The following is an 18,935-nucleotide window of genomic DNA, read 5'->3' on the forward strand; positions in this document are numbered from 1 at the left end:
GCTTACTCATTATCCATAATGTTATACTTCTTTAACCGCTTGTAAAAGCCGGAACGGTGCAGCCCTAACAGTTGAGCGGCTTTACTCTTATTACCTTCCATGGCCTCGAGGGCCTTACAGATCGCCTGTCTTTCCGCATTTTCCAAAACACTGTAAATATCGGCGGCTGTTTCTTCCGCTACTTTATATGATTTCTTAATTGTAGGCGGCAGATGCTCAAGCATAATAAACTCTTCGTCATCCATTAAATTGACTGACCGCTCCAGTACATTCTCCAATTCCCGCACATTACCGGGCCAGCTGTACTCTGTAAACAATTTCATGACAGCCGGCGATATTCCTTTAATTGACGTATTAATTGTATTACTGATTTTTTGCAGCAGCACATTGCATAACAGGGGTATATCTTCATAGCGTTCTCTAAGCGGCGGCAGACTGAGGGAAATGATATTTAGACGGTAGTACAAGTCAGGCCGGAATTTCCCCTGCTTTACCAACTGCTCCAATTCTTTGTTGGTGGCTGTAATGACGCGTACATCTACCGTGCTGGTGTTAGTACCGCCCAGTCTTTCCACCTCTTTTTCCTGCAGCACGCGCAGCAGCTTGACCTGCATCGACATGGTCATGTCGCCAATCTCATCAAGAAAAATAGTTCCGCCATTCGCCAGTTCAAATTTCCCCGGCTTGCCTCCCCGGCGGGCACCGGTAAAAGCGCCATCCTCATAGCCGAACAGTTCTGACTCTAATAACGGCTCCGGAATAGCGGCACAGTTCACCTTAATAAACGGTCCGTTGCGCCGCGGGCTGCCCTGATGGATCGCATGAGCAAACAGCTCTTTTCCTGTGCCGCTCTCGCCCAGCAGCAGCACCGTCGAATGGCCCTTGGCTGCTTTTGCCGCAATTGTTTTCAGCCACTCCATCTTTTCACTGCGGCTGATAATACTTTCAATTGTATATTTGCCACCGTAAGTTTTATGCAGCTCTTCCTTATAATACTCCAGTTCCGATTGCAATTTATTCAGCTTATTGGCCATCGTCCGTAAGTCTTTTACATCCTTAAACAGTACTTTGCCTACTGCCCCCGTAATCTCGCCGTCCTTAATGATTGGAATCCGGGTAACAACTACATTATTATCACCGATCCGCTGCACATCCCCAATTTCCGCCTTGCGATTCTGGACAACAAGGTGCATCCGGGTATTAGGGATAATATCGGTAGCCGGGTGCCCGATAGCGGTAGTGGCATCAATCCCCAGAAAATCACCATATGCCTGGTTCAGCATCGTAATGATTCCATTTTTGTCTACGACGACGATGCCTTCAAACAGACTTTCAACAACGGATTCCAAGATGCTTTTTAAATCTTTGACACTTTCCAGTTCGGCAGCTACCGACTGCAGCTCCGTGATATCCTGAAAGACATTAACCGCTCCCAGGATCTTATTCCCCTTGCGGATAGGAGAAAGGTTTGTCAGTACTTTACAGGAACCCACTACATGCTGTTGATTGGTTATGCCGCTGCCCATTTTCAGCACTTGCCGCAATCCAGAACCGGGAATTACGTCGTCAATACACCTGCCTACCGAATGAGCGGCCTTTATCCCGGTAATGTGCTCGGCAGCATGATTAAACAAGGTAATAATCCCCTCTGCATTAATGGCAATAACGCCATTGCAGGTCGAATTGATAACCGCCAGAATTTCTTCAGCTAAAAACGTCGCGTCCTCGGAAAGAAACCGCATAAAATCAGCCTGACTGACTATCCCGACAGGAAAATTATTGTCATCTACCACGGGAATAAGCTCACGCTGGTAAAAGCCGTCCTTTTGCTGCACTTTTTTTACATCATCAAATACATGCAGAAAAAATACGTCTTTTTCCATTACATCTTTTACTTGTCTTTGAAAAAAATCTGGCTCGGTAATTGCATTGACAATATGAGTCTTGGTAAGCATTCCAACCAAGCTGCCCATCTGATTGATGACAGGAAATCCGTCTACATTCAACCTTTTAAACGCATCCGCAGCTTCAGCTAGGGTCATTTCGGCCGATACCGGTGCCGCCTTGCGGTTGATGATATTATTTATGTACATATTGCACCTCAACACTGTAATAACTTGTGTACAAACTACTTCAACAATAGCTTCCATAAATCCTTTTCCTGATTTTTTCTTTCGCGAAAAACCGCTAAAAACAGACAGCACATTTGTACGCATTTGCACACAGCCAATCCTCAAATGCGTACACTTTTGTCACAAATCAACCTATTTTGCTTTTATCACGAGGAAACAAAACTGCCTGCGCAGCAAGGATTTGTCTGTATTTTTCATTAAAATTCAGACTTGGCACGGAAATTGCGAATAAACAAAGTGTCAGATTAATGAAAGGGGATGAAGTCACACTTTAAAACAACTGCACTGCACATTAACTATTAACATCAGGAGGTTACATGATTATGGAAGTTATCGGCATTATTCTTAGTTTGTTTTTGCTTATGTTTTTTGCCTACCGGGGCTATTCGGTTATCCTCTTCGCGCCAATCTTTGCGCTCTTGGCAGCCTCACTCTCCGGCTTGTCCGTTATGCCTGCTTATACGGAATTGTTTATGGCCAAAGGTGTAACGTATATAAAATCCTTTTTCCCTGTATTCTTATTAGGAGCCGTATTTGGCAAAGTCATGGAAGAAACCGGTCTTGCCAAAGGCATTGCCCAATACATTATTAAAAGCCTTGGCCAAGAGCGCGCCATCCTCGCTGTCGTACTGGCCGGAGCAGTATTAACCTATGGCGGAGTAAGCCTCTTCGTCGTTGTTTTTGCTGTTTATCCCTTCGCTTCCGCTCTTTTCCGGGAAGCCAACATTCCGAAACGTCTGCTCCCTGGCACAATCGCTTTAGGTGCATTCACTGCCACGATGGACTGTCTGCCCGGAACTCCGCAGATTCAAAACTTAATTCCTACTAACTTTTTCGGTACTAATATTTATGCAGCACCAACTCTTGGAATAATCAGCGGCTTTGCTATCTTCTCACTTGGCATTATGTGGCTCGAACGGCGCCGCAAAGCAGCAAAAGAGGCTGGCGAAGGCTACGGTAACCATACCCTGAACGAGCCAGAAATTCGTCACGATGTCGATCTTCCATCCTGGCAGATTGCCATCTTACCTCTGCTGACTGTGTTAGTTGTCAACTTTGCCATGATTCGCTTCTTTAATTGGGACCCCAATCTCCTTGCTCCTTTTGTAGCTATGAAATTACCACTCATCGCAGCTTCAATTAAAAACGTAATTAGTATCTGGGCTTTAATTATCGCCCTGCTGTGCGGCATTATCCTGGCAGTAGCTCTTGGCTTTAAGCGCTTACCGGCAGGTGGTCTTGCAAAGACACTAAATGCAGGTGCCCTCGGTTCCCTGCTGGCCATTATGAACACTGCTTCAGAAGTCGGCTATGGCAACGTAATCGCTTCCCTTCCTGGTTTTAAAGCAATTTCCGCCGCCCTTATGGGTATTAAAGTGGGCGGATCACCACTTGTCTCTGAAGCAATTACCGTTAATGTTCTTGCTGGTATTACCGGCTCGGCCTCTGGCGGCATGTCGATCGCGTTAGATCTGATGGCCAAAGACTGGCTGGCCTGGGCTAATGCCATCGGTATGTCTCCCGATATTCTCCATCGCGTTGCCTCTATGGCATCAGGCGGTATGGATACCCTGCCGCATAACGGCGCCGTAATTACACTGCTGGCAGTTTGTGGTCTCACTCACCGCGATTCGTACGGAGATATTTTTGTAATGACTATTATTAAAACAGCAATGGTATTTGTAGCAATTACAATTCACAGCCTCACCGGCTTGCTGTAAGTTATATAGTAAAAGGAAGGACCCAGCGCTGGGTCCTTCCTTTTATATTTGGATGCTGATGCCTGCCTTGTGGCATAATAAGCCCGACTGACTAAACGAAATTGCCGGGGAGGCAGCCTATGTTACTTGCTGTGACGGGTACTGCAGTTGAAGTAGAGCTGCAGAAAATGCTGACTACTGCCCACGTTGCTAAATGGATGCAGGATATTGTTCATATGAATTGGTGGATTCTCTGCGGTCTGTCTGTTCTCTCCGCCGTCCTGTGGTGGAAATTGCTTAATAAGGCTAGACTACCGGAGGTTTTGCTCTATACAGTACTAACGCTGATTATCATGATGGGACTGGATGAATGCGGCGATGAACTGACTCTCTGGGTTTATCCAGTCTATTTATTTCCGGTCTTTCCGGTAATTTCAGCCAGCAATTTACTATTTGTAACTTTATCTCTCTCCCTTACCTACCAGTACTTTCCCACCTGGAAAAGCTTTGGTATTGCCCTTATTGGCGTGGCAGGCTTTCTGGCTTTTATTCTGGAGCCTGTTTTTGCCGAAATCGATTTATACCGATTATTGAACTGGAGTTACGGCTATAACTTCCTTCTCTATATCGTGGTAGCGCTCCTTGTCAGAGGAATCGTTCTTTTCTTATTCTCGGTTGCCGAGAGGCATTCCAAATAAGGAGGTCAGTAACTTTGTCCGACTCAGGTGTTTCAACTACTATCGAATTGCAGAAACTGCTGACGCAGCTGCGAATCAGCGAGTGGCTGGAAAGTGACCTTTTTCATTTTCGCTGGTTTTTTTTAATCGGCGTCTTTGTTTTCGCTACGCTTGTCTGGTGCAAATTAGTTGATAAATCGCGCCTGCCGGAAATTACCCTCCACGCCGCTATCACGGCCGCAATAACCCTCATTTTAGATGAAATAGGTGAAGAACTGACCCTTTGGGAGTATCCTGCAGATATTATAGCCATCTTCCCGCCTTTATCAGCCGTAGACCTGGCGAGCCTGCCAATGATTTATTCAATTATTTACCAAAACTGCACTACCTGGAAAAGCTTTTGGAAAGCCACTGTGATTATGGCGGTCATATTCTGCTTTATCCTCGAACCGCTATTGGTGTGGAGCGGTTTTTATCAACTGCTTAAATGGCGGTATTATTATGGGTTTCCGATCTACATTTTCATGGCAGTCAGCATTAAGTGGCTAGTGATGAAAATATATGCTGCTGCAGAAAAAAGCAAACAGTCTACGGGGCTGGAAGAAAAAGAATAGCGTAAATTGCAACTGATCACTGCTTTGCTACCTGTCTGCAAAAAAGAAGAGGAATAAACGCGATTAGCTGGAAATATTCCTTTACCAGCGTCCCCCGCAAAATATACTTTAGCAATATCACAGAGGTACCCATGAAAGAGAAGGCACCGCATATCCTCAAAGAAATTCCCTCCAGCAGAAAGTCTACTTTTGACATCGGCTATCTCGGAGTTAGAACACATCACATGCAGGCTCTGCTGGAGCTTGACGTCACCCTGGCCAGAGAGTTGATTAAGAAATATCGCAGCAGCCACAAAGCTCCCCTGTCTTTTACCGGCTGGATCATAAAATGTATCAGTCAGGCTGTTGCCGAGCACAAGTCTGTGCACGGCATTCGCAAAGGCAATGATCAACTGCTCATTTTTGATGAGGTTGATATTTCAGTTATCGTAGAAAAAGAAGTTAATCATGAAAAAATTCCTTTGCCAATGGTCATTCGTAATGTAAATGAAAAAACGCTGCAAGAAATTCAGCACGAAATTTCAGCTGCAAAAGATCAGGCTATTAGGACCCAAGAGGACTATGTACTTGGCAATCATCAGTATAAATGGGCTATGCGGTTTTACCTTGCGCTGCCACAATTCTTAAGGCTGCTGATTTGGCAGCATATCTTAAAGGATCCCTTTCTCATGAAAAAAATCGCCGGGACAATTGTCGTGACCTCTCTTACCTCCATCGGCAATGCTAAAGGCTGGGTTATTCCGGTTAGTATTCATCCGGCATGTTTCGCGCTCGGGTCAATTGTTAAAAAGCCGGGAGTTTATAAAGGTGAGGTTTCAATCAGAGAATATCTATATATGACAGTGCTGCTTAATCATGACGTTATCGATGGTGCTCCGGCTGCGCGGTTTATCTCCCGGTTATCCAGCTTAATTGAAAGCGGTTTCGACTTATAAGAATTCTAAAACGCCTGCAGAAATATACCATTTCTGCAGGCGTTTTCTTAATAAATTGCTTTAAAATTTGGTAGTGAAGCCCACCGAAAGCCCATAGGCATCATAAGATGGATTATCAGTTTTGAGACCGTTGGAAACGTGCATTACCATATACCCTATATTCAATGAAGAATTAGTATCGATTTTATAAATGAACCGTGGTCCGACCCGCCACATGAAGTTATACTGCTTCCCTCCGGCCGGAAAGGTTTTGTCATATAAGATAAGCCCGCCGCTGATATCAAAAGCAGACGTCAGTTTTCCCGGGCCGCCTTTTGCAAAGCGAACCATATAACTGGGACCGACGCCAACTGCCGAGCTTGCTCGCTGCTGATTCTCGTAAAAAATATCCCCATATGGCCGGGTAATGGTTAGGCCTCGGTACAAAGAACGGCCTTTAGTTTCCGAAAACTTCTTCATAACATGCAGTGATACCGTATCCAGCTCCCGGTCCTGGTGAAACGGAATCAGATAGTCCCAATCCACTTCTGCCTGAGAACTGGCTGCATAACAGAACGATATTCCTGGCAAAAGCATCAGTAAAACGGCAATGACCACTGTTAAACAACTACATCTACGCATAATAAGACGCTCCTCGCTTACGAAATTAACAACCTTTCCGTTGTCAAACATCCAGTTATTCCCTTTTTCAGAAACATTGCTAGTATTCGCTATCCGAGTGCTTTTCCCTGTTTAATTAAGAAAAAAATATCTGTCTTCCAACCTCTATCAGCTCTATTTGACAGGTAGAGCATCTGCCGTTATACTATTAGTTACCTAGTTAACTAACGGGAGGGTTAAATATGGATACTGCTGAAAGCCTGCTCCATCAGCTGTTTCAGACTGTACGCATTATTTCCAAAGGGTTAAATTACTGCCTAGAGCCTTATGGCTTATATAGCTCGGAATGGTCAATTATTACGACTTTAAAACAGACTGGCCCCATAACACAAGGTACTTTAGCAAGCTATTTAAATATTGAGCCGCCTGCTGTGTCCCGAAGCTTGGTCAAGCTTGAAACAAAAGGCTTCATTACGCGAACTCCCGGCATGGACAAGCGGGAAAAAAACGTCTGTCTGAGCGACGCAGCTTTACAACAATACCCTAAGTGGCTGGAAATCTCCGGACTCCACCGGCAGGCCATTTTAGCCGATTTATCGGAAGATGAGAAAAATGAACTAAGCCGCCTGCTGAAAACCATTCACCAGCGCGCACAACAACATGAAGCTGGTTCGCCGCTCGCGAACACTCTTAACATAAATACATTATAAAAAGAATGGACTGATGTCGTTGCATACTTCAAAGCAAAGATTGTGGACTAAAAACTATGTCCTGCTACTATTAGGCAATTTGCTCCTATATCAAGGGATTCTAATGCTGATTCCCTCTTTTCCTGTATATATAAAACAAATTGGCGGAAACGATTTGCAAGCCAGTCTCCCTTTTGCCGTTTTTTCAATCTCCGCCCTTATAGTCCGTGCCATTAGCGGAAATGCCGCAGATACCCTGGGCAGAAGACCGCTTTTGCTGGCAGGCCTGTCGATTCTAATTCTTTTTAACTCCTCTTATTTCTTCGTCTCCACTATCGGAGTCATTCTTGTCTTGCGTTTTTGCCAGGGAATCGGCTGGGGCATGGCCTCAACGACCTTTGCAACAATTATGTCCGATATCGTTCCTGCCAATCGCCGCGGAGAAGGTACAGGTTATTTTGCCTTATCCATTATTTTGGCAACATCACTTGCCACGATTGCAGGCATAGAGATTATGAAGCATTATGACTTTACAACTTTGCTTCTCACCTCTACCTCTTTAGCAGTAATCGGGATGCTGTTGACGCTGGGAATGTCAATTGCACCCATAAGGCCGGTTGCCAAAGCTTCCCACAAAAATAAATCACTCACCTGGAGTGACCTGTTTGAAAGAAATGCACTTTTGCCATCTTTGCTTTGCTTTCTACATTCCATTACCCTGGGCGGCATCATGAGTTTCCTGATGCTGTATGGCACAGAAATTGGTGTCGAAAACACCTGGATCTACTTTGCCGGACATGTTGCCATGATTTTAATCAGCAGGCCCTTTGCCGGTAAGCTGTTTGATCAAAAGGGACATACTGTTGTGATTATCCCGGGAGTCATTTTGATGATAATCGGCCTGACAATACTATCCTATGCAACCTCAGAGTCGACTTTACTGATTGCGTCTTTATTCTATGGACTGGGCTACGGAGCGGCTCATCCCTCCTTACAAGCCTGGGCAATTAACCGCTCACCAGCAAACCGCAAAGGTGCCGCCAACGGGACATTTTTATCTTCGCTGGATTTAGGCTATGCGGTTGGCGCTGTAGTACTTGGGCTTATTGCCACACATACAAATTACGCCATAATGTATCGGGTATCGGTACTCTTTTTGGTTGCCTTCGCCGGAATTTACGGATACCACGTGATAAAAAACCGACAGGTGCACAAGAACCAGCGTAACTACAACGAGAATATTGCCTGAAGGCTACAGAAAGTCAATCAATTCATTTGAAAATGGATAAAAAAAGAATGCATCAGTAAGTGATGCATTCTTTTTTCATCCTATAAAGGTAATTGGCCTGTTAGAACAGCCGTAATGATAAAAATGAAAAACATGGGGATCGACCATTTAAAGAACTCTTTTTGATAATCGCCAAAACTCATTTCCGTTCTATCCATTAATAAGAACAGCCATGGAACGGTGGGACTTGCATAACGGAGAGCCTGCCCCATGAAAGACGCCATGCCAATTTCGCTAGGAGATATGCCGAACTGATAGGCAAGTGGAGCAACGACGGGAAGGATACCAAAATAATACGCATCCACAGGCAATGCATAACAAGCCAGCGCTCCTAGAAAAGCAAAGATAAAAGCAGTATGGCTGCCCAAGGACTCCGGTATCAAACTAGCCATATGCTTGGCAATTGCTGCAGACATACCACTGCCGTTTAAAATGCCCAAAAAGCAGCCAGCCGCGATAATAATTGACGTCACAGCAATGGCTTCGCCACCGTTTGCCGTAATACGCTCACGCTGTTCCTTGGCATTATAATTAATTGCCAGGGCTATAGCCGTACCGATCAAAAACACGAAAGCGCCGCTAACCCATCCTAAAATCAGGGTTACTAACATAATACCCGTAAGCAGTAAATTCAAAAGGAACTTATCAGGCCGTTTCAGTTCTTTATCATTATTTTCGATAACAGCCACCATTTCTGCTATTTGTTCTTGCGATACTACCGCATTCACACCGGGTATAAAGCCAAGTCTTTTTCGCTCGTTTTTCCCCATCAAATAGGCCATAAAAAATACATAAAGGAAGGATGCCCCTAAAATGGGCAGCATAGCGACAAATAAATCGTTAACCTCTATATTCAGTACAGCGGCCGCCCGTGCCAGCGGCCCGCCCCATGGCAAACAGTTGCCTAAGCCGGTAGGAAGAATAATTAACATAGCCAAATTAGACAGCTTCATTCCCATTTGTTTATACAGCGGTACAAATGCGGCAGTGATAATTAAAATTGTGGTTGTGCCGTCTCCATCGAGCGTAACAACACTTGCCGTAAATGCAGTTACCATAATAATTTTAAAAGGATCGCCTTTTGCTTTTCTGATTAAATAAGTGCAAAGCGGATCAAATAGACCAACATTCATCATCAGGCTAAAATAAAGAATTGCAAACAAAATCATGATTGTCGTATTCATTGTGCCTAGTTTTACCTTACCTTTGGCATCAACCGTATAAAACAGGCCCTCTCTTACCCAGGTAAGGATTTTTTCGACCGGTATACCATTTAGCAAGCAGGCAAGAACCCCCGCCGTTAGTGATACCACGATTAAACCGGTAAAGGGAGATAGCTTTCTCTTAATAACTAAAAGTAAAAATACAAGAATCAGTAAATAACCTAAAATCGTTAACATTTATCCCCTCTCCTAACACTTCAAGTATTGTACACCGTTATTTTTTCTCTCTAAATTAACGGCTTAAATGGCACTAAAGTGCCATTTAAGCAATACCGAATCGCAGCCTTACTTATTAGTAATCATTTCAGTCACCCAGGCTGGAGCTAACTCAGGCAAAGGCTTTTGTTCATTCTTGCATTTGACATATTCCGCTATTGTTTCCCGGCGTTTCGCCTCATAAGCATCCTTTTTCTCTGCCGCAGCCAGCACTTCTTCAATACGATCGCGGGGAACAACAGTGACACCATCATAATCGCCGACAATTAAATCGCCAGGAGTCACCTTCACACCTGCACAAGTTACTACTGTATTTATTTCACCAGGTCCCCTTTTGGCCGGACTTCTCTGCATAAGCCCTTTTGCGTATATAGGAATAGACAATTGGGACAGACCTACTTTATCGCGGACATATCCATCAATAATAATCCCACTTAAACCGACAGCCTCCGCTGCACTGCCCATTAGATCCCCCATATAGCAGCGTTCAGTATATCCTTTACCGGCCACAACCAGTACATAACCAGGTTTCCCTTGGTAAATCGCCACATGAATAGGGAAATTATCACCATCTTCCGTATCCACCGTGCAGGCTGTTCCAATCAAAACCTTATCGCTGTCTAATGGCAGTAAGCTGGCATCCATACAGCCGTTGCGCTCTATGCCCAGCGCTTCCATACCATCACAAAGCTGAGCGGGGCTTAATTTTTTCACCCGATCAATAACCTCTTGGGAAATTAAATCAGGGAGACTTTTATAATTAGCTTTACTCATCAATAGCACCTCATTCTTTATTTTCAATAAGAGCTTTCATTGCTTCCTGGTAATTCATCTTATCGCCATTTGTTCCGAGTATCTCTACCCAGTTGTGTTTAGCCAGCAGATCTAGCTTGGCTAGCGTCGCTTTTGACATGGCCGCATCAACTCCCAGGTTTTCCAGGGTGGCAACCACATCCTGCATTTCTTCACTGCGCCGGGCAGCATGGATCATAGTGCGGGCAGTAAAAGTATCCGCCAGCTGCTCTACCGTCTTACCGTTAAGGGAACTGGCAAGGGAATCTACCAACGTGTTCAGCACACCATATTTCACAGCGGCTTCAAACGATTCAAACATCAATTGGGGAAGCCCTTTCATGATTACACTTTTAAACATCTTAATAGCTGAAGCTCCCCCAGCTTTTGCATCAAGCACGGTCAGTTTCATGCCATATGGGAAAAACGCCGCTGCGAACTTTGCAGCCCCATTACCGGCCAAGAACATAGGGACCTTATGCTTATTGCCAGGTACTGTGCCCATAACGGCAGCATCACAAAACATGACGCCCTCATTATGGGGGATCTGAGCAATCTCCGCTTTTACCGTTGGTGCAGCCGAATTCATATCAATATATACCTGCTCTGCTTTAAGCTGGGGAATAACAGACTTAGCAACTGCAAGGGCACTGTTAGCACTGGTTAGACAAGCAATAAACTCACCTGCCTGATAGGCGCTTTCCAAACTTTCAAATAGTTTTACACCAACTTCTGCAGCACGCTGTTGAATCAGCCCTCCCAATTGGGGATCGGCCGCATTCCTGTCATATGCACCGAGATCCGTTAAACCTTCGGCTTTTAGCCCACTGGCAATATGATAGGCCGCTTCACCAAATCCGATAAATACTAATTGCATTACTCTGTTCCTCCTTTTTCGACTCTCTGCTTGCAATTTAACTTATAGCAAAAAGTATGCCAAAACAAAAAGATGATTCTATTGAGAATCATCTTATAGAGTCTAGCGAGCTTTCTAACCCACTAAAATTACTATTCATTTTCTAAAATATTTTTAAAATTATGTTGAATGACTTTAGCTAATTATTGCACATATACATTGCGCTATATTGCAAAACGTTTCAAATATTATCAAACTGAAAATATTTGAAACGTTTTAAAGGTTATATGTCCAAAAGAGCAGTTATTTTTTATAGCGGATTAAATCAAAATAATAAGGTTCGTTTTCTATAATCTTTTTCATCTTTCGCCATAACGTAGTTGTACTGATCCCTAGTTGCTTTGCAGCAGCAGCTTTATTCCCATTCATTTTAGATAAAACTCGTCGGATAAACTCCTTTTCCGTTAAAATCCCATTGTCAGTCGCTGCCGACAATCTCTCCGGCAGATGGTCGCCGCTAGGCATCGCAATATCATCAGCAACTTCGAGCACCAATTTTTTATCAATTATGCCATTATCACACATGACAGCTAACCTTTCCATAATGTTGCTCAGTTGTCGGATGTTGCCGCGCCACTCACCGGACGCCAAAAGTTCCAAAGCCTCCTCGGTAATACTGCAGGGATGTAGATTGGCGTGGTTTAAAAAGCAGCGCGTCAGTTCCGGAATATCTTCCCGCCGTTCATTCAGGGTTGGGAGACGCAGCTTCAGCACACATAAGCGATAGTAGAAGTCTTCGCGAAATACGCCCTGCTTTACCAAATCATTCAAATTTTTATTGCTTGCAGTAATAATCCGGATATCAACCGGCGTTACTTTATCATCGCCAATGCGAATTACTTTTCGTTCTTGTATGACGCGCAGCAGCTTTAGCTGTACATCTAGAGGCGTTTCGCTTATTTCATCTAGAAAAATTGTCCCTTTGTGCGCTAATTCGAATATTCCCGGTTTCCCTTCATTCAGTGCTCCCGTAAATGCCCCTTTTACGTAACCGAATAACTCACTTTCCAGGACACTGGAGGGAAATGCCGCACAGTTAATCGCCACAAAAGGTGCATGACGCCGGCCGGATGCATTGTGAATACTTTGCGCAAACATTTCCTTACCTGTCCCCGTACCACCGACAATGATAACAGTGCTATCCACGGAAGCATATTTAAGCGCCAGTTTCTTAGCAGCCTGGATAGCTGGACTAGAGCCAACAATATCGGCAAATGTTTTATCGGCAGAATGCTTTTGCGCAAGTACCCGTCGCATTTTGTGTTCGATATTTTGAATTTCGGTTTGTTTCTGCAGTGTTATGACCGCACCTATAACATTCTGTTCAAGCTTAATCGGATCAATACTGATAATTAGCGAGTGCTTGCCGGTTGATAGTAAGGCGCCCCGAATTGACTCCCCCTTGGCAAGCACATCGGCAAAATAACTCTTCCTTATTACACTGTCAATAGGCTGTCCATAGCGCAATGTCTCAAAATACCGGCTCACTTCTCCATTCATATTTGTAACAATGCCCTTGTGATCAATACTGATAATCCCTTCGGATACACAATTTAAAATGGCACGGGTTAACTCATAGCGGCTTTGCAACTCTAAGCCCTTGCGAATTTTTTCCTCTTCAATTTTCAAGAAATGGATTGCCGTAAGAATAGCATCATCAATAGCATCCTGATCGGCAGTGGTCATAAGGTATTGAATATTGCGCTTCAGCACCGCTTTTTTCAAAGACAGTCCACCGATAGCTACCTCGATCCCTAAAGCAGCCAATTCATTAAGCTTTTCTTCTGTGGCTTCTGCTCCCAGCAGCGGATTAATCGGAAAGATTAACGCATCCTCTAAAAACGGTTTTGATTTGGTTAAAATGTTCATGTAGCCTTCAGAAGTTGCTAAAAAAGCGATTTTAGAAGAGATCCGGCGAGCCTTTTGATAACAAGAAAAACAATCAAAAAAAGTATGCTGTACATCAACGATCGGTATATTCAACTGACTGCGCAACATTCGCGCAGTATTTCCACGGCTGATAATGACAGCTACGCCCTTAGCAATGAGCTCTTTCGCGGCCTCCAGCGCATCTTCCTGGGATGCTTGCCGAATTGCAAAAGCTAAGCCTTTTTCCTCAATATTTTTTTGTATTAACTGTGTCAGTGTACTTGAAGGTGAAATGATTCCTATTTTAGGCTCCATTTTTTAATCTCCTTGCTCAGCAGGTGGCCTCCCGTTTAAACATTTTTTCCACTTTCGCAGCTTAGATCTAAAGCTCATGAAGGGAGCAACAGAATTAATATGGAGCCATTTCCACATCGGCCAATTGGCATTGGTCACAGTCCATTTGCGTCTATTCGGTGTAAATAACTCTTCATCACTCAACTCGCTTATCCAATTGCACCAGGCTTCAATGCTTTGTTTAAATAAATTCCGTAATTCCGCAAGGGAACACTCACCATATTCAGCATAAAACTGTGCATAAAGCAACCCTAACTGATTCCACTTATATTGAGGTGAAGGCGTAGTAACTGCTTTACCCGCTAACTCATCTTTTTCCCAGCTCATAACAAGCTTCAGCCAGCCAAGCTGATAGGCCAGCATTTCCCGCGGAGTCTTGTCCACCTCTGGCAGCCGATCATCTATATTTTTTTCTGCTACCTCATCAAATTCCTTGTCAAAGAGCTGATAGGTTTTTTGAATCTTTGCAACCAGTTCTGCTTTGCTGTTATAAGTTTGCATAATACCTCCCTATTCATCCGTGATTTCCGGATTCAATATAACTCAACTTCTGCCTTTGAAAGTGAGGTTCCTTCTATTCCTCCTGACCGATTGATAAAAAACGCCTCGAAGCATTAGTCTTCGAGGCTCTACTATTTAATATAAGCACATTTGCCTGATGTTTAGTTTTCCTAAAAATTTAGTATTCAAATCATGATATTGACACGCCGACTCTTTTTACGGTGATCAGCCTGCTGCTTATCGGCCTTTTCCTCGATTTGCGCCTTGGCCTCCGCATTTTTCCTGCGTACAGCCACCTCTGCGGCAGCAATCCCGTACTGGGCAGCTTCCTGCAGGTCGCGATCAACAGCTGAAACATAGCTGCGCTCTCCTTTGCCGCCATCATTAAAGGCGCTAATCGCTGTCTCTCCCGGATAGTCGGCCTTAACAGCAGCGGACAGGATTTTACTCATGCTTCTGCTTACTAACAGACGTTCGTGCTTAGCCAGAGCCCGTTCCCTGTCTCGCTCCTTTTTTGCTACAGCAGCTTCTCTTTCCAGTCTTTCTTTCTCCAGCCTTTGGGAGACCTCATCATATATTCCCTTAGCAAGCTGCTGATCGACGGCAGCCAGTTCTCGCATTTCTTGTTTTACATCAGCCGGTTTGCCGTTATCCATTTTCTGCTGCAGTTTCTGCAAAACATTGGCACGCTGTTCCCGTAAGACCGCCATATTATTTTTGGGCGTAAGAGTAGCCAGCAAGTTGTTTAAGCCGGTTTGATCAATCGCCATATTCTCCACTCCATCCGTACTGTTCTACTTATTCTATCGAGATTTTCCAGGAAAAGTTAAGTTCTATGGCCTCAATTATATAGCTAAATAATATAAACCCCCGAAAGCTTGTACTATGAGCTTCCAGGGGGTCCAAATCTTTTCGCTTCACAAAACTATGAAATTACACTTTACTCATTGGACTGATATCCTTTGCATTATCGCGCGCTTCCTGCGGTATTTCTATCGGATTTATCTGATTAAATTGCGAATAGGAAGCCCGCATATGTAATGTTGATTTTGCTAAAAAGCCTTCAATAGCTGCTCTGTCTTTGGGTTCACCTATATCCAACAATAAACCTGCGCCTTTGCGAATCGGTTCTGTTAAATCCATTTCAATTTCGTTGATCATTTTCGTTGCTTTATCGACTTTAACAGTGTACTTAATATCACCTGCAGCCAGCAGGGCAAGCCGTCCTACTGCGGCCGCTCTCTGCATTTCCTTATTCTGCATCGTATCCTGCTTAACAGTTGCCCCCATCGCATCACTTAATTGTATCGTATCCAGAGTTACTTCCATGTATTTGAACGATGGTGTTTCCCTTAACGGCTTTACCGCTTTGATAAATTGCAGCATATCCGCCTGAGAATTAGTCTTTTCATCAGCAGCAAGTTTGGCTTTCAGTCCAGGATCAACCGGCAGCATTTGTTTGAACCAGGTTTGATTAACAAACATATACATCATTAAATTACCCTGGTATTGCTCTATATATTGCTTAGCCAGCATAGTATTTTCGTTATTCAGTATATCACGAAAGGTAAAGCTGGCATCGTTTTTCATGCTCAGCGGTTTTTCCTGAGCTTCCCCATTAATCACAGCCTCTACTACTCCCATCGGAGTGTCAGCCTTAACGGAAACATCATAGTGAACGCTGCTTACCTTGGCCATATTTTTATACACTTCATATAAATAGGCTTTTTCCGGCGGCAGTTTTTCCGCAGCAAATGCAAACGATGTGTGCATTGCCACCAATAACAAGCCCCCTATCAAAGCAACTTCCCAATTGCGCTTTCGCCAAAATCCCATCAAATTATCAAACTCCCTCCGTCCTATTCTACTACCCATACATTACCAGTATATGATAATTACACGCCTTTTACAATCCAAGCATGGAAGAGAGTCTTTTCTAATTATGAGGTATTATGGAGCTAGTTAATGTCCTCTCCAATTCAATCAAAAAAGTTACCCTGAAGCGAACAGCTTCAGGGTATTTCACTACTTTTTCACTATTTATACACACTACAAAATCGGGTCCGGTCTTCTCCCTAATCAGGCTTCCCCTATTAAAAACCCTGTCTTTTCTTATTTTTTTCTTTGAGAAACTTTCGTGCATTTTTCATGCCGCCCACTTCTGAGAACATGGCAGTTAACTTTTCCGTCTCAATCTGCTTAGAATTTAAGCCCTCATACTTAGCCTCTTTTTTTAGTTTTAAATAATTTTTAAGCCTTTCCTCCGGCAACAGGCCACCTTTTATAGCCTTTTGTACCGCACAATGGGGCTCACTCGTATGCGTGCAATCATTAAATTTACACGTTGTTGCCAGTTCATCAATATCAGCAAAGGTTTTTGATAAGTCCGCACTTTCAATCCCAAGCTCTCTCATCCCCGGAGTATCAATGACAATGCCACCGCTTGGAAGAACAAAGAGTTCCCGCCTGGTAGTAGTGTGCCTGCCTTTATCATCATTTCTTATTTTTTGAGTTTCAAGAGTATTTTCACCTATCAGTCTGTTAATTAAGGTAGATTTTCCAACACCAGACGAACCAATGAATGCAATAGTTTTGCCACTACCAGTATAACTTTTAACAGATAAGTATCCATCCTCACTCATACTGGAAGTAACACGCACATCAACACCACAGGCAACAGCATTCAGTGCCAACATCTTTTGTGGGAGATTATCACATAAGTCAGCCTTAGTAAGCACGATAACCGGAATTGCCCGACTATCCCAGGCAACTGCAAGATAACGTTCTAATCTACGAAGATTAAAATCATTATTAAGCGACATACAAATAAAAACTGTATCAATATTGGAAGCTACTACCTGTTCATCATTCGATGTCCCGGCAGCTTTTCTAATAAAGGCACTTTTTCTTGTCAGAACATGGTGAATAATTGCATTCCCGCAGTTATCATCATTTCGGTCAAGCATAACGAAGTCACCAACAGCAGGGTACTCCGATAAAGTTCGGCTAGCAAAACGAAGCTTCCCTGAAATTGTTGCTGCTAACTCACCAGTTTCTGTTATAACCTTGTATAGGGCCTTATATTGAGAAACTACTCGCCCGACATACAGACTGGCATATAATGCAGACTCAGTAATAAATCTTTGGCTGAGTCCTAAATTTGTCATATCTATTTTGCTCAATTTTTTAATCCTCCAAAAGTGTTATACAGTAACTCTTGGGAGGTATATACACTAAATTATTTTGTATGCACCTCCCGCCTTGTTACAATATCCAGCATATTATTGTTAAACATAATAACACTCCTTTCATTATTCATTATGCAGTCTACATTTGAAAAACTGGTGTTTAAGCAAACTGCGCTTTTGATAATTACATTATAACACACTAAAATACAACTGAAATTTACCGCTTACGCAGGGGCTGGGTCACAGCCCAGGATATCGAAGTATCTAGCGGCCACATGCTCTAAAAATGCGTGGACAAGCGTCATTGGTGGTTTGAAAGTGCTATTGCTGGCTGCAAAAGTTATATACAAACAAAGGAGGTTTAAGTTGGACTAAGATTTAAGGAAATACTGGAACGAAGAAGAACAATCTCATGTCCACGAGTTTTTAGGAAGTACTCGGCTCGCAGCACTAAAAGTTCGTGTTGACAGCGGGGGACGGTCCTTTTTTGTCAACTTTTTGCCACCACACCCCGTGAGATGCCGGTCGCTCTTTCAATCTGTCGAATCGATAATCCCGCTTGTTTCAGCTCTCTTAACATAAAATTACGTTCAGCCTTTGTCCATGATCCAATCTCGTGAGGCTCCCGTCCATTAGTAAAATTCATAATCCTACGGCGTATTTCGCCATCATTTATGCTGAGCTTCCCTGAAATATCAAACTCATCCACTGTCAGCACCTGGTGCAAGCCTATCCATTCTTCACGCCCGATTAGTTCGAACGCAAATGCAGTATCCGTCAATTCCCCGCCTGATAAATACTCTCGATAACTACTAAACGGGTACGCTTCCAGTTTATCTACTAATCCAGCTTTCAGCGGATTCTGGTGAATATAGCGTAACAGCGGAATAAAGTATTCATCTACTTCAACTGGCACGCTCTTATATCGATTCGCTATCAACGCTCCATTCCGCTGATATTTGCGATTAAAGTACATAGCATATTTAGTTAATAATCGCTTCATAATCAGTGATATATCGCCTGCCTGCTTTTCCCGGAGTAAAAGGTGGACATGATTACTCATCAAACAATAGGCATACACCGCAAAGGCGAGATCAGTCTTCAAGTTATGAAAATCCTTCAAGAAATAGGTGTAATCACTCTCTTCTTCAAAAATATGCTGGCGATTAATCCCCCGAAGCAGTATATGATAAAAACCGCTTTCACTTAATTGTCGCGCTTGCCTACCCATTTATGATCCC

17 protein-coding genes are annotated in these 18,935 nt (G+C 43.5%); 6 read left to right on the forward strand and 11 right to left on the reverse strand.

Annotated elements, in window-relative coordinates:
• Window positions 1-2 precede the first annotated feature (2 nt).
• A complete protein-coding gene (locus tag EV210_RS02950) occupies window positions 3-2,216 on the reverse strand; it encodes a sigma-54-dependent Fis family transcriptional regulator (RefSeq protein WP_243650436.1) in 2,214 nt (737 codons plus the stop codon).
• A 239-nt stretch (window positions 2,217-2,455) separates the two neighbouring features.
• Here EV210_RS02950 and EV210_RS02955 point away from each other — a divergent pair, with 239 nt between their 5' ends.
• The 4 genes from EV210_RS02955 (at window position 2,456) to EV210_RS02970 (ending at window position 6,058) form a co-directional block, all read left to right on the forward strand.
• Window positions 2,456-3,853, forward strand: a complete 1,398-nt coding sequence (locus EV210_RS02955) for a GntP family permease (protein ID WP_132076320.1) — start codon at window positions 2,456-2,458, stop codon at window positions 3,851-3,853.
• A gap of 119 nt (window positions 3,854-3,972) precedes the next feature.
• Window positions 3,973-4,530, forward strand: a complete 558-nt coding sequence (locus EV210_RS02960; RefSeq protein ID WP_132075362.1) for a hypothetical protein — start codon at window positions 3,973-3,975, stop codon at window positions 4,528-4,530.
• Between the two features lie 14 nt (window positions 4,531-4,544).
• Window positions 4,545-5,123 (forward strand): CBO0543 family protein, encoded by a 579-nt coding sequence (locus EV210_RS02965; protein WP_132075365.1) that lies wholly within the window; start codon window positions 4,545-4,547, stop codon window positions 5,121-5,123.
• A 131-nt stretch (window positions 5,124-5,254) separates the two neighbouring features.
• Window positions 5,255-6,058: a 2-oxo acid dehydrogenase subunit E2 gene (locus EV210_RS02970; protein ID WP_132075368.1), complete on the forward strand. Its 804-nt coding sequence runs from the start codon at window positions 5,255-5,257 to the stop codon at window positions 6,056-6,058.
• 60 nt (window positions 6,059-6,118) lie between these two features.
• Here EV210_RS02970 and EV210_RS02975 read toward each other — a convergent pair whose 3' ends face one another.
• The gene (locus EV210_RS02975; protein WP_132075371.1) at window positions 6,119-6,679 is read right to left on the reverse strand and encodes an acyloxyacyl hydrolase; all 561 of its coding nucleotides are present in this window, start codon (window positions 6,677-6,679) and stop codon (window positions 6,119-6,121) included.
• Between the two features lie 221 nt (window positions 6,680-6,900).
• Between EV210_RS02975 and EV210_RS02980 the strand changes: the two genes are divergently transcribed.
• The gene (locus EV210_RS02980) at window positions 6,901-7,368 is read left to right on the forward strand and encodes a MarR family winged helix-turn-helix transcriptional regulator (protein WP_132075374.1); all 468 of its coding nucleotides are present in this window, start codon (window positions 6,901-6,903) and stop codon (window positions 7,366-7,368) included.
• A gap of 13 nt (window positions 7,369-7,381) precedes the next feature.
• Entirely contained in the window at window positions 7,382-8,596 is a 1,215-nt protein-coding gene (locus EV210_RS02985) for an MFS transporter (RefSeq protein ID WP_132075377.1), read from the forward strand.
• An 80-nt stretch (window positions 8,597-8,676) separates the two neighbouring features.
• Here the strand turns inward: EV210_RS02985 and EV210_RS02990 are convergent, their stop codons facing one another.
• The 9 genes from EV210_RS02990 to EV210_RS03030 all read right to left on the reverse strand — a co-directional run bounded on the left by EV210_RS02990 (window position 8,677) and on the right by EV210_RS03030 (window position 18,925).
• Entirely contained in the window at window positions 8,677-10,035 is a 1,359-nt protein-coding gene (locus tag EV210_RS02990; protein WP_132075380.1) for a CitMHS family transporter, read from the reverse strand.
• 108 nt (window positions 10,036-10,143) lie between these two features.
• Complete coding sequence (locus tag EV210_RS02995) at window positions 10,144-10,848, reverse strand: RraA family protein (protein WP_132075383.1); 705 nt, start codon at window positions 10,846-10,848, stop codon at window positions 10,144-10,146.
• 10 nt (window positions 10,849-10,858) lie between these two features.
• Window positions 10,859-11,743: an NAD(P)-dependent oxidoreductase gene (locus EV210_RS03000; RefSeq protein ID WP_132075386.1), complete on the reverse strand. Its 885-nt coding sequence runs from the start codon at window positions 11,741-11,743 to the stop codon at window positions 10,859-10,861.
• Window positions 11,744-12,025: 282 nt separating this feature from the next.
• The gene (locus tag EV210_RS03005; protein ID WP_132075389.1) at window positions 12,026-13,966 is read right to left on the reverse strand and encodes a sigma 54-interacting transcriptional regulator; all 1,941 of its coding nucleotides are present in this window, start codon (window positions 13,964-13,966) and stop codon (window positions 12,026-12,028) included.
• 3 nt (window positions 13,967-13,969) lie between these two features.
• Window positions 13,970-14,506 (reverse strand): ClbS/DfsB family four-helix bundle protein, encoded by a 537-nt coding sequence (locus EV210_RS03010; protein WP_132075392.1) that lies wholly within the window; start codon window positions 14,504-14,506, stop codon window positions 13,970-13,972.
• A 185-nt stretch (window positions 14,507-14,691) separates the two neighbouring features.
• A complete protein-coding gene (locus tag EV210_RS03015; RefSeq protein ID WP_132075395.1) occupies window positions 14,692-15,276 on the reverse strand; it encodes a hypothetical protein in 585 nt (194 codons plus the stop codon).
• A 163-nt stretch (window positions 15,277-15,439) separates the two neighbouring features.
• On the reverse strand, window positions 15,440-16,279 hold the full coding sequence (locus EV210_RS03020; protein ID WP_243650437.1) for a DUF6612 family protein: 840 nt from the start codon (window positions 16,277-16,279) through the stop codon (window positions 15,440-15,442).
• Between the two features lie 320 nt (window positions 16,280-16,599).
• A complete protein-coding gene (gene rsgA / locus EV210_RS03025; protein WP_132075400.1) occupies window positions 16,600-17,688 on the reverse strand; it encodes a ribosome small subunit-dependent GTPase A in 1,089 nt (362 codons plus the stop codon).
• Window positions 17,689-18,184: 496 nt separating this feature from the next.
• Window positions 18,185-18,925: a transposase gene (locus EV210_RS03030; RefSeq protein WP_132075403.1), complete on the reverse strand. Its 741-nt coding sequence runs from the start codon at window positions 18,923-18,925 to the stop codon at window positions 18,185-18,187.
• Window positions 18,926-18,935: the final 10 nt, after the last annotated feature.

This window comes from Anaerospora hongkongensis, assembly GCF_004339805.1.
GTDB classification, from domain to species: Bacteria; Bacillota; Negativicutes; order Sporomusales; family DSM-15969; genus Anaerospora; species Anaerospora hongkongensis.